This is a genomic window from Pontibacter rufus, from assembly GCF_015694705.1.
GTDB lineage: Bacteria > Bacteroidota > Bacteroidia > Cytophagales > Hymenobacteraceae > Pontibacter > Pontibacter rufus.
The window spans coordinates 263,459-275,816 of the sequence record NZ_JADQDR010000005.1; the positions used below are offsets into that span (position 1 = coordinate 263,459).

Genomic DNA, 12,358 nt, shown 5'->3' on the forward strand with positions numbered 1-12,358 from the left:
TGAACAAGGCACAGCGCAGCACGTACAATAAGCTGATACAACTTAAAGTGTGTACCTATGAGAAAGCCAGTTCTGAGCCGCCGGAGAAGGAAAAAGATGACGCGAAAGCTGTTGCCGGTTTTCGCGCCACTTGTGTTGCTGCCGGTTGTTACGCCTATGACGCATATTACGGCTAAGCCCAGCAGCAAGCAGTTGCAGGAGCGCATATCTGATTTAAAAATAATGCAATTCAACCAGGTAGCCTATAGTTTATACCAGCAAATGGGGCTGCAGCAGCAGGGCCTGCGCTTTGATGTATTCGATAAGGCGCTGGCAGGTTTCTACAACATGCGCCGGGATGGTGTAGTGTCTGAAAAACCCGTTATCACCATCGTGGATTTCTCTAAATCATCGGTGCAGAAAAGGCTGTGGGTGCTGGATTTGGAGAAAAAAGAAGTGCTGTTTAACACATATGTGGCCCACGGCCGCGGATCGGGTGAAGATTATGCGGAGCATTTCTCCAACCAGAACGAATCATACATGAGCAGCATCGGTTTTTATGTAACCAACAGCACATATACCGGCAAGCATGGCCTGTCGCTGCGGCTGGATGGGTTGGACGAAGGGTTTAACACCAATGCCCGCGACCGGTGTATTGTGATGCACGGTGCGGAGTATGCCTCGCAGGAGTTTATCGCACAGGCAGGACGCCTGGGCCGCAGCCTCGGTTGCCCGGCCATCCCGATGGAGCATCACGAGGAAATCATCAATGCCGTGGAGGGCGGTACTACACTTTACATACATGCTGCCAACGATGCCTATACATCGCATTACCTCGACCACATTTCCGCACTCTCCGAACTTGTGAAAGAAAACAAAGCTATAGCAAGCATTTAGAAGTATAGCGCCAGGCCTTGAGGCGCCTTCCCATTAAAGCAGTACAGCAAGTATAAAAGATGCCTGCAGCCGGATAGCTGCAGGCATCTTTTATTTTATAGCAGGGCTTTGCTCATTTACCTTTTTTGCCTGCCACGGAAACTTCCCATCCAGCTCCACTTCCAGCGAGAGGCTCAGAAAGGTGCGTATCAGCACAACCACCCCTAATATCAGCACCTGCTCCATGGTGGGCTGCGTAACCACCGTTGCGATAATGTCGGCGGCAACCAGTATTTCCAGCCCCAGCAGGATGGCTTTGCCTAATTCCTGCCGCAGGATCTTGTAAGATCGGGGGGTGATGTTCTGCACCGAGAAAAGAAACCTTACCAGAGCAATGAGCGCACCGATGGCAATGGTGATAACCCCTATTGCCTCTAAGCTGCGGGCAATATACTCAATGTATACCCTGGTGTTCTCCATTGTAGTAGTTGTTCTTTTCTGTTTTACAATCCTGGTATTCTACGAGAAACCTGCCCGATAAGTCTGCATCTGCTTATTTATACTCTAAGGCAGAGAAATTGTGCTGTTACAGCATCTCACACAAATGCTGGACTTTCCTACCTGCTCGTCCATAGATCAAGTTTTTGTGCTTATCGATTTACTTGTGCAGCACAGGATTTTTAACAATTTGTCTGGTCTATCAGGTTTATGGAATAAATGTACAAAAAATTTATGCTGAAGAGCTTTATTGATTTACAAACGGTTGGTGTTTATATTATACCCGATTAAAAGCACTGCCATGTCGGGCTGCACTAAAGTACTTTAAAGTAGAAAGTTCGAGAAACGCGTCGCCTAGACATAATTTAAACGGTAGTATTACTTCTTTAAACCTACCATTCAAATATAGTGTTATAAGAAGCCATTTTAATTCTTCTCGGACTCAGTGATTGTTGTAGGAGGAATGGGTTCGCTTCCTACATTCATATTAGGATAATGTTGCACTAACGCTCCTGGAGAATAAAAATCTCTGATATCATGCATAGTTAATTTTTTATAACCACTACATTGAGCCATCTCGTGAACTAATTGATAAAATGTTTCTATATATTGAAGGTTGTTAAACGTTGGTGGTTTTGTTTGAGCTAAAAAAGTATGGTAAAGCTCTCTTACCCTTTGGTCATTACTAAAAACGATGTCTATTGCATTCAAAGCTTTTATCCAATCAAGTTCGTATGCTCCGACGTTTCGATATATCATTAGATTTTGAATAATCGCTCGTTTGTCTCTATTAAGTTCGAAATTGTGCTGATATCTAAAAGCCAAAATCGCTCCAATACAAGCAGCAATTAATGGAATAACTATTTTTTCTAATAAATCTAAAATGGTCATTGAGCTTGATTTGAAATATATCGAGTATTTTATGGTGCTTACACTAAAGTATAAACGGAATTATTCCGTCTATACGCTAAATATAACAGATAACCGGAATTTTATTCGGCTTCTCTGCACGTTAAACAGGATAGCAGTCTTCCGATTTTCATTAATGATTTGATAGCTTTTCAAGATAAGCATTTATTACGAAACTCCTATATTGTGCTCCAGCCACTCCTCTACTTCACGCGCATCCACGACATAATTCTCCTGCGCATCTCCTGGTGAGCCGATTACAGCCGAATATGCAAATCCAAGACCTTTGCAGAGCAGGAAGTAATGCGTTTTGATGCGGTTAGCAGGATGAAATTCCAGCACCCGGCACTGTTCCGAAAATAGCAGATTTGTCAAACCGGCGCCATGTGGGGCAATCACGGCTTCGGCCTCATAGAATAATTGTACCTGTTGCTCGTAGCTTAGTTCTTCGGCATGCACCACTTCAAAATTATACCGGGCAAGTATGGGCAACAGCTCCGGCTCGTTCAGTACGCGACGGATTCTGGCATTGGCCCTGCTGATGTAAATTCTTCTTTTCCGGCTACTGCGCTGCACCTTGTAGCCGTGCCATACTTTCTCCCGCAGCCAGACGCTGATGTCGGCAGGCAAATAGCCGCTTTGCGCATTCGAGACGAACGTGGGAAGTATAAACTCCTCTGCCTGCCACTTTTCATACCTGCCAATAAACACGATGGTGGCATTCGGATAATTCTCAAGTATAAATTGCAGCGTCTGGAGTTGGTATGCCGGCAAATCGCGGCGCATGATAACTTGAATGGGTTCCTGCACCGTTTGCAGCACAAAGTATAGCCGCGGCAGGCTGTCGAAAAACCAGTGATAGGTGTTGTTTCCGGCCCAGGGCAGGTGCAGCACGGAGGTATAAAGCCCGCGTTTATACTTCGGCAGCAAGAGCGCAGGCGTTTTAAAGGCATGCGATTTGGCCAGCCGGCTTATATCAAATACCGATTCCACAACCACGTTTCCCTGTTGTACCACCGCACCGGAGTTGCCCAAGAATTCCACGTCTTTAAGCCGCACCAGGTACAGCGCTTTCTGCCGGTAGCCTAAACTATAATCTATACTATAATTAAAGCTGGCCGCCGACTGCTCCAGGAAAGCCGTTTCTGCCGCATCGAATGTTACCACATAGCCTGGCAGCATTGCTTTTTTGGCAGGATGGTGCAGCACCGACGTATAGCGGAAATAATAGCCGGCCAGGTGCATCAGCCGGAAGATCGCTTTCTTTAACATACAGGAACAAGTATAAACCGAAAGGTACGTATTTATAGTTGAGAGTTATGAGTGATGCATATAACCCCCAGCAATTTAGCAAATCAACCGTCCAACAATCAGCAATTAAATAATTAACTTGCACACCAAACAGGCGGGCAGGCTCAATTAGCCCGGCGTTAAAGTATAAAATAAAGCATGGCATTAGATCTTAATCATAAATCTATATTGATAACGGGCGGCACCGGCTCGTTCGGCAAAAAGTTCGTGGAGATGGTGTACGCACGTTTTCCCGATGTAAAACGCCTGGTGATTTACTCGCGCGATGAGCTCAAGCAGTTCGAAATGTCGCAGGTTTTTCCACACAGCAGGTATAAATCCATCCGCTACTTTATCGGCGATGTGCGTGATGGCGACCGTTTTAAGCGTGCCTGCGAGGGCATCGATATTATTGTGCATGCCGCCGCCATGAAGCAGGTGCCTGCCGCCGAGTATAACCCGATGGAGTGCATCAAAACCAATGTGCTGGGCGCCGAAAACGTCATCAATGCGGCGCTGGATTGTGGCGTAAAGGATGTGGTGGCGCTCTCAACCGACAAAGCTGCTGCCCCCATTAACCTGTACGGCGCTACCAAGCTCTGCTCCGACAAGCTCTTTGTAGCCGCTAACAACATGAAGGGCAAGCGCGACATCCGCTTTTCGGTGGTGCGCTATGGCAACGTCATCGGCTCGCGTGGTTCGGTGGTGCCGTTCTTTTTAAAGAAGCGTGCAGAAGGCGTTCTGCCGATTACGCATCCGGAAATGACGCGCTTTAATATCTCACTGGAAGAAGGTGTGGAACTGGTCTTTCATGCACTGGCAAATCACTGGGGCGGCGAGATTTTTGTGCCCAAGATTCCCTCATACGTGATTACGGATTTGGCTGAAGCTATCTGCCCCGACTGCAAACAGGAAATTGTAGGCATTCGCCCGGGCGAGAAACTGCACGAGGAAATGATTACCGAAACCGACTCGCTCAACACTGTGGAACTGGACAAGTATTACGTCATCCTACCCTCCACCCCCACCTGGACAACTGAAGAATTCCTGAAGGCGCATGATGGAAAAATGGTGGAAATGGGTTTTAAGTATAATTCCGGTACCAACTCCAAGTGGCTGGATGCAGCGCAGCTGCGCGAACAAATCCGCCGGCACGTAGACGCTGATTTTACTGTTTAAATTAAAATTAGAAATCAGAAGCCGGTAGTATTACAGGTAGTTGAACAATTTGTAATTTCTCATTTCTAATCCATGATGAACGCAGCCTTCAGTCCTCAGAAACCTATACCCTACGGCCGCCAGCACATTACGCAGGACGATATTGACGCGGTGATAGAAACCCTGCAATCTGATTTTCTGACGCAGGGACCAAAGGTAGCGGCATTTGAGCAGGCATTTGCCAACTATGTGGGAGCCAAATATGCCGTCGCGGTAAGCAACGGCACCGCGGCCCTGCACCTGGGCGCGCTGGCGCTGGATGTAAACGAAACTTCGCGCGTCATTACCACGCCCATTACCTTCGTAGCGTCGGCCAATTGCGTGCGTTATTGCGGCGGCACGGTAGAGTTTGCGGACATCAACCCTGCTACGGCTTTGCTGGACATCGACAAGGTACGGCAGCTGCTGGAGCGTAAGCCGCAAGGGTACTACAGCGGTATCATACCTGTTGATTTTGCCGGAAACCCGGTAAACCTGGAGGAGTTCCGGAAGCTGGCCGACGAATATAACCTCTGGATAATGGAAGATGCAGCCCATGCGCCCGGCGGCTACTTCTACGACAGCCAGGGCAACAAACAGCTTTGCGGGAACGGGGTATTTGCTGATTTGGCCATCTTTTCTTTTCATCCGGTTAAGCACATCGCCACCAGCGAAGGCGGCATGATAACCACCAACAACGAGGAGCTTTATCAGAAGCTGCTGAAACTGCGCACCCATGGCATTACGCGCGAACCGGAACTGCTGGAAGAAAACCATGGCGGCTGGTACATGGAGATGCAGGAATTAGGCTACAACTACCGTATTCCGGACATGCTCTGCGCCCTCGGCCTTTCGCAGCTGCAGCGCGCCGATGCCGGCCTAGCGCGCCGCAGAGGAATCGCTAAAATATACGACAAGGCTTTTGCAGAGGCAGAAGGTATAGAAGTGCTGCAAACCAACCCGGCTGCGCTTGGTCCTGACAAAGAAACCGGCCATGCTTACCACCTGTATGTTATCAAAGTACAGGACAGAATAGGATTGTACGATTTCCTGCGTCAGCACAATATCTTCGCGCAGGTGCATTACATTCCGGCCCACACCATGCCGTATTACCGCAACCTTGGCTACAACCAGGGCGATTTCCCGGAGGCCGAAAATTATTACAGCCAATGCCTGAGCCTGCCCATGTTCCCAAGCCTGACGCAGGAAGAACAGGAATTTGTAATAGCAAAAGTGAAGGAGTTTGTCAGCCGCTAAATCCAATATAGCCTCAGGCTTTGCTACCAACCGTGTAGTGCTTGGTACAGTGCAGTTCGGGCTGGACTACGGTATCAGCAATACAGCCGGGAAAGTACCACTGGAGGAAGTATGCCGTATACTGGCTTATGCTCACGCGAAGGGCGTAACTATGCTGGACACGGCCGCAGCTTATGGCGACAGCGAAACGGTGCTGGGTAAGTCGCTTCAAGAAACCGGATTAAGTTTCCAGATTATCTCCAAACTTCCACCCACTGTTACTGCCAGGGACGTGCGCCGGACAGTAGAAGCCTCGCTCGAAAAGCTGGGAGCTGATAAGCTATACGGTTATTTGTTTCACAGCTTTAACTCTTACAAAGAACATCCCGCGGTTCTGGAGCAATTATGCTTGCTACAGGAAGAAGGCCTGATTGCGCAAGTAGGTTTTTCGCTTTATCATCCTGCTGAAGCCCTGGAACTACTTGATAAAAATATTACCTTCGGACTCACACAATTTCCCTATAATATTTTTGACAGAAGGTTTGATTTGGTGCTGGATAAATTGCAGGCAGCCGGTATAGAAACCCATGTGCGCTCTGTTTTTTTACAAGGCCTCTTTTTTATTGAAGCTGCTCAGCTTCCGCCGTATTTCAGCAAAGTAGCCGGCAAAATCGCTGCGCTGCAGCAATTAGCCCAAAAAGCGAACATACCCTTAGAGGCCCTGTTGATGCATTTTGTGCTGCAGGTACCCGGAATTAATAATTTGGTAATTGGTGTGAATAGTTTGAAGGCATTAAAGGCTAACTTAGCAACTAGCGAATACCAGGCAGCTATACAGTATCTGTTGCCGGAGCTTAAAAGGTATGAGGTTACAGACGAAGATATCCTGCTGCCTTATAAATGGAAAACTTCATGAATGAAGCTTTGAATAGTTTATTTTCCCTGCAGGACAAAGTAGCGCTGGTCTCGGGTGGCTATGGATACCTGGGCAGCGCCATTTCTGTCGCACTTGCGCAGGCCGGCGCTGAAACATATGTGCTGGGCAGAAGCGAAGCAAAGTTCCGGGAGGCTTTCGGGCAGGATAAATTACCAAACTTATACTTTCAGCAAGCCGACATTTCCAGCACAGAAAGTATAGCTGAAGCCTTTAAGTATATACATGCCCGGCACAACCGGCTGGATGTGTTGGTAAACAATGCTTATTACTCTGCCGGTCAGGACCCGGAGCAGCTCACAGATGAACAATGGGCACTCGGTATAGATGGTAACCTGAACAGTGTGTACCGCTGCATCCGGGAAGCCATTCCCTATATGAAACAGCAGGAAAGTGGCAAAATCATCAACGTATCTTCAATGTATGGAATGGTTTCGCCTGATTTCAGCATTTACGACGAAAGCCCTGCTTCCCTTAACCCGCCACACTATGGCGCAGCTAAAGCCGGCGTACTGCAACTAACGCGATATTTTGCCTGCTACCTGGGCAAGTATGGCATTCATGTAAATACTGTTACGCCCGGACCTTTCCCAAATGAAGAGGTGCAGCAGGATGAAGGCTTTATAGAACGCCTGAAAAAGAAAACTGCGCTCAACAGAATCGGTTCCCCTGCAGACTTGAAAGGGGCGTTTGTATACCTGGCTTCTGATGCTTCGGCTTACATGACAGGTCAGAATTTAGTGCTGGACGGAGGCTGGACAGCATGGTAAATGCAGGAGCTGTTATCCAGGTACGCTCCGGCTCGGAACGATTGCCAGGCAAAGCGCTCCTGCCGCTCCCCTTCAGCAGCGGCCCAAGTATGCTGGAGCATGTAGTTGCCCGGGCGCAACAAGCAAAAGCTATTCAGCAGGTAATTGTTGCCACTACCGATCAGCCTTCAGATGATGCCATTGCTGCATTTTGCCAACGTAAAGGACTGCCCTGTTTCCGCGGCGCAGCAGAAGATGTTTTGGACAGGTTTTTTCAGGCGGCAAACAAGTATAGGCTGGATGTGGTGGTCAGGTTAACCGGCGATAATCCTTTCATCATGCCTGAAACGATTGACTATGCGGTACAGAAGCACTCTGAAGCCCGTGTTGATTACAGCATTACCGAGGGTTTGCCGCTGGGAACCAATGTGGAGGTTGTTTCTTTTGCTGCCTTGCAAAAAGCAGCTTCGTCGGCAACCGAGTTAACCGACCGGGAGCACGTTACGCCCTATATCCGCCGCGTAGAAGGTTTTAAAACACAGGCTTTATTGCTTGCCTCTCCCGTTAAATTCCTGCGCCTGACGGTCGATTACCCGACTGATTATGCTTTAGCTTCGCTGTTATATGGCCGGCTGTACCACCAAAACAGTCTTTTTGATTTTGCAGAAATAGCACAGGTATTGCAGGAGAACAGGTGGCTGTCAGCCATAAATGCCGATAATACGCAGCGCAAAGCTTTTGCCAGTGAGGCTGAAGAACTGGAAAGAGCAAAGCAAATGCTGAAGGCAGGAGGATTTAGCCGTGTGCTGCAAAAGCTGGAGGAAAACTTATGACCAATAAAACACGCATCATCTTCCGTGCCGATGGCAACAGCAAAATAGGACTGGGCCATGTGGTGCGGTCACTGGCGCTGGCCAGTATGCTGCGCGAAGAGTTTGAATGCGTATTTGCCATACAGTCGCCAGACAAGAACCTGCAGGAGCAAATAAAGCAGGTATGCCATGGCCTTATTCTGCTGCCTTTCTGCACGCCGGAAGCAGAACGCTTCCGACATGAACTGGACGCTTACCTTTCAGAAAAAGAAATCGTTGTGCTGGACGGCTACCATTTTGAAACAGCTTACCAGGAAAGTATCAAAGCGAAAGGCTGCCCGTTTTTCTGCATCGACGATATCCACCGCTATACTTTTATAGCCGATGCGGTGCTGAATCAGGCTGGCGGCGTGGCACCTGAAAAGTATAAAACAGCCCCATATACCAAACTGCTTTTAGGTCCGGCCTATGCTTTGCTCCGCCCACCTTTTCTGCAGGCTTCTAAATCCGGAAGAAGTATGCCGGCGAGTCCTCTGAAACTGCTGCTGAATATGGGCGGCGCTGACCCAGAAAATTATACCTTGCAGGTAGCAACAGAATTGGCCGGAGTTGAAAGTATAAATCATATCGAAATTGTAACCGGCGGGGCATACAAGCACCAGCAGGCGCTGGAGAGATGGCTGACATACAAGCCAAAGTATAAACTGTACCAGAACCTCGATGCCACACAGATGTGCCAGCTAATGCAGGAATGCGCCATAGCGGTAACATCCGCCAGTGGCGTGGCTTATGAATATGCCGCAGTAGGCGGTGCCTTATTTGTGCTAAAAACGGCAGATAACCAGCAGGCTTTATTTGAGTTTCTGACCGATAGCGGTATCGCCGGAAAGTATGAGCCGGGACAAAAATGCTTAAAACAAAGTATAAATCAGGCCTTTCAGGAATACCTGCAGGCGCAGCGGCAGTATTTTGACGGACAAAGTGATATAAGGCTTCGCCAGGTATTCGGGCAACTTAGCCTGGCTGCCAGCCTGAGCCTCCGCGAAGCCACAGAAACTGACCTGCTGCTGGTATATAAGTGGAACAATGACCCGGAAGTGCGCCGCCATTCTTTTAACCCGGAACCCATAAAGCCGGAGCACCACACCCGCTGGTTTCAGGCCAAACTTGCTGATGCAGCCTGTAAATTTTATATTGCAGAAGTGGCCGGTGAACCGGCTGCCCAAATCAGGTTCGAAGTGAAAGAGAAGCAGGCCACCATCAGCTACCTTATCGCGGAAGCCTACAGAGGGAAAGGCCTGGGCCACAAAGTGCTGCTCAAAGGTGTAAATAAATTAAAAGACGAGCAACCTGAGATTCGGCAGGTGCATGGTTTGGTGCAGCCGGAAAATATCGCCTCTGTACGGGCGTTTGAAAAAGCAGGTTTTGCCTATGCCGCACCAGACCCCCAACATCCGCAGGCACATCGTTTTGTGCTCGCGCTTTAACACTTATTACCTCATGATACAGGATATAAATATTGCCGGCCGGCTGGTTGGGCCAGACCACAAACCCTTCATCATTGCCGAAATGTCGGGCAACCACAACCAGTCGCTGGAGCGGGCGCTGGCCATTGTAGACGCCGCCGCCGCTGCCGGTGCCGACGCTATTAAGCTGCAGACCTACACCGCCGATACCATGACACTGCCCGGCGCTTTCACCATTGCCGACGACAAATCACTCTGGAAAGGCCGCGAACTCTACGACTTGTATAAAGAAGCTTATACGCCCTGGGAGTGGCACAAAGCCATATTTGAACGGGCCAGCGAGCAGGGACTTATTGCTTTCTCCTCTCCTTTTGATGAAACGGCTGTAGATTTCCTGGAAGAGCTGGGCGCGCCCGTATATAAAATTGCATCGTTTGAGAACACTGATCATCCGCTGCTGCGCAAAGTAGCTGCCACCGGCAAACCTGTGATTATGAGTACCGGCGCTGCCACCATTGCAGAACTGGATGAAGCGGTGCGCGTATTGCGGCAGGCAGGCTGCCGCGAACTTATACTGCTTAAATGCACCAGCACGTATCCCGCTTCGCCCGAAAACACCAACCTAGCCACTATTCCGCACATGCGCGATTTGTTTCAGGCGCAGGTGGGGCTCTCTGATCATACCATGGGCGTAGGGGCTTCGGTGGCTGCCGTGGCGCTGGGTGCAACGGTGATAGAAAAGCATTTTACCCTGAGCCGCGCCGATGGCGGTGTGGATTCGGCCTTCTCGCTGGAACCTGCGGAACTGCAATCGCTGGTCATCGAATCCCAAAGAGCGCAGTTGGCGCTGGGGCAGGTACAGTATGGTGTGCAGCGGGCCGAGGAAAAGAGCCGCCTGTTCAAGCGCTCTGTGTTTGCAGCGCAGGATATAAAAGCCGGCGAGACTTTCTCCAAAGAGAACATCCGCGTCATTCGCCCGGGGCTGGGACTCGCTCCGAAACACTACGAAGAACTGCTGGGCAAAGCCGCCAAACAGGACATCAAAGCTGGCACACCGCTTAACTGGGATTTGGTGTAAGTATGAAGCAGTGGTACAAGCTCTACAGCAATATTGTATACCTGCACTTTTCGGAGGGCTTTTACCAGCTCCCGGAAAGCGCCAAAAATGCTGTATCGCCCACAAGTCCTTGGAAACGCCTGCTGAAAGTAGCCGGTTATACCATAGTCCGGCTGCTTGGTAACCTCTTTGCATCCGTAGAACATCCTCATAAACTGCGGAGCAAAGTATGGCTGTATGTGGTGAGCCAGAACAACTACGACAGCCTTAAATTTATACAGGAAGGCCTGCCAGATGCTGTTTTTGTGGCTGGTCAAAGCAAAGACATTGGCAGGTATAATGGGATGGTCAGGAGACTTTCGCTACGGCGAAAGATATTATACTACTATAAGTTTCTGCCGCTATACTTTCAGTTTCTGAAACATAACAGGCAAAGCACACTGCGCTTTTCTGATGTGCTGTATGATGCCGTGGGCTTTTATGAAGTATACCTGCGGAAGCTGCAGAAGTATAAACCCGCAGCCATTGTTTTTGCCAACGACCATAATGCCGACGCCCGGGCGATGTTGCTGGCAGCCAAAACCCTGGGCATCAAAACAGCTTATATCCAGCATGCCAGTGTCAGCCCTATTTTTCCGCCGCTTTCTTTTGATTTGAGCTTGCTGGAAGGCCAGGACACGCTGGATAAGTATAAATTATGCGGCCCCATAACAGGAAAAGTTGAACTGGTGGGAATGCCCAAAGCGGATGCTTTTGTACCATTTCGTAATCATAACAGCAGCATCCAAACCATAGGTTTAGGTTGTAACCTAATGGACGATCTGGCAGCCATCGAGCAGCTTTTGCGGGAGTTGGCGAGCAGTTTTCCGGATCTTTATTTTATACTTCGCCCCCACCCCCGCGACAAGCGCGATTTCACCTTTCTGCAAAATATTTCCTCTCGCATAAGCTTTTCCACAGGAGTTGACGAGCCCGTTTTTGAATACCTGAAGCGGCTGGATGTGCAAATCAGCGGCAACTCCGGCATCCACCTGGAGGCCGTGCTGCTCAACGTATGGTCGATCTATTATAATTTTAATCCGCAGGAAAAACTGCATGATTACTATGGCTTTGTAGAACAAGGGCTGGTAGATGCGGCTCCAGACGCAGCCTCCCTGGTAATGCGGCTCCGGCAGCACCTGCAACACAAGCCGGATGTATTTCTACTGGCAAAATACTATAACGCCACTGTAGGAACAGCTTTTGATGGGAAGAGCGGTGAGCTGGCACTCAAACTTATCAATGATTTTGTTGTATTATATACATGATATTATATATATTTGGATCATTAATTAACCTCCTCATCCGCCTGTTTG

At 49.1% G+C, this 12,358-nt stretch carries 12 protein-coding genes; 9 read left to right on the forward strand and 3 right to left on the reverse strand.

Annotation, left to right across the window (positions count from 1 at the left end):
* Positions 1–57: 57 nt before the first annotated feature.
* On the forward strand, positions 58–876 hold the full coding sequence (locus I2I11_RS10725; protein ID WP_230680062.1) for a murein L,D-transpeptidase catalytic domain family protein: 819 nt from the start codon (positions 58–60) through the stop codon (positions 874–876).
* A gap of 90 nt (positions 877–966) precedes the next feature.
* Here I2I11_RS10725 and I2I11_RS10730 read toward each other — a convergent pair whose 3' ends face one another.
* The 3 genes from I2I11_RS10730 to I2I11_RS10740 form a co-directional block, all read right to left on the reverse strand.
* Positions 967–1,335, reverse strand: a complete 369-nt coding sequence (locus I2I11_RS10730; RefSeq protein WP_196267702.1) for a DUF1622 domain-containing protein — start codon at positions 1,333–1,335, stop codon at positions 967–969.
* 444 nt (positions 1,336–1,779) lie between these two features.
* Positions 1,780–2,244, reverse strand: a complete 465-nt coding sequence (locus I2I11_RS10735) for a DUF6680 family protein (protein ID WP_196267703.1) — start codon at positions 2,242–2,244, stop codon at positions 1,780–1,782.
* Positions 2,245–2,430: 186 nt separating this feature from the next.
* Positions 2,431–3,534 (reverse strand): glycosyltransferase family 61 protein, encoded by a 1,104-nt coding sequence (locus tag I2I11_RS10740; protein WP_196267704.1) that lies wholly within the window; start codon positions 3,532–3,534, stop codon positions 2,431–2,433.
* A gap of 177 nt (positions 3,535–3,711) precedes the next feature.
* Between I2I11_RS10740 and pseB the strand changes: the two genes are divergently transcribed.
* From pseB to I2I11_RS10780, 8 genes are all read left to right on the forward strand, one after another.
* Positions 3,712–4,731, forward strand: a complete 1,020-nt coding sequence (gene pseB / locus I2I11_RS10745; RefSeq protein WP_196267705.1) for a UDP-N-acetylglucosamine 4,6-dehydratase (inverting) — start codon at positions 3,712–3,714, stop codon at positions 4,729–4,731.
* 72 nt (positions 4,732–4,803) lie between these two features.
* Positions 4,804–6,006: a UDP-4-amino-4,6-dideoxy-N-acetyl-beta-L-altrosamine transaminase gene (pseC, locus tag I2I11_RS10750; protein WP_230680064.1), complete on the forward strand. Its 1,203-nt coding sequence runs from the start codon at positions 4,804–4,806 to the stop codon at positions 6,004–6,006.
* Complete coding sequence (locus I2I11_RS10755; RefSeq protein WP_196267706.1) at positions 5,993–6,901, forward strand: aldo/keto reductase; 909 nt, start codon at positions 5,993–5,995, stop codon at positions 6,899–6,901. Before pseC ends, I2I11_RS10755 begins: the two co-directional genes overlap by 14 nt.
* Positions 6,902–6,909: 8 nt before the next feature.
* Positions 6,910–7,689 carry an SDR family NAD(P)-dependent oxidoreductase gene (locus tag I2I11_RS10760; RefSeq protein ID WP_230680066.1) on the forward strand — a complete coding sequence of 260 codons (780 nt, stop codon included), beginning with the start codon at positions 6,910–6,912 and terminating at the stop codon, positions 7,687–7,689.
* Positions 7,683–8,501, forward strand: coding sequence for a cytidylyltransferase domain-containing protein (locus tag I2I11_RS10765; protein ID WP_196267708.1), 819 nt, complete (start codon positions 7,683–7,685; stop codon positions 8,499–8,501). The genes I2I11_RS10760 and I2I11_RS10765 overlap by 7 nt, the downstream gene beginning before the upstream one ends.
* Complete coding sequence (pseG, locus tag I2I11_RS10770) at positions 8,498–9,967, forward strand: UDP-2,4-diacetamido-2,4,6-trideoxy-beta-L-altropyranose hydrolase (RefSeq protein ID WP_196267709.1); 1,470 nt, start codon at positions 8,498–8,500, stop codon at positions 9,965–9,967. Before I2I11_RS10765 ends, pseG begins: the two co-directional genes overlap by 4 nt.
* Positions 9,968–9,980: 13 nt before the next feature.
* The gene (pseI, locus tag I2I11_RS10775; RefSeq protein ID WP_196267710.1) at positions 9,981–11,024 is read left to right on the forward strand and encodes a pseudaminic acid synthase; all 1,044 of its coding nucleotides are present in this window, start codon (positions 9,981–9,983) and stop codon (positions 11,022–11,024) included.
* 2 nt (positions 11,025–11,026) lie between these two features.
* Positions 11,027–12,310 (forward strand): hypothetical protein, encoded by a 1,284-nt coding sequence (locus I2I11_RS10780; RefSeq protein ID WP_196267711.1) that lies wholly within the window; start codon positions 11,027–11,029, stop codon positions 12,308–12,310.
* Positions 12,311–12,358: the final 48 nt, after the last annotated feature.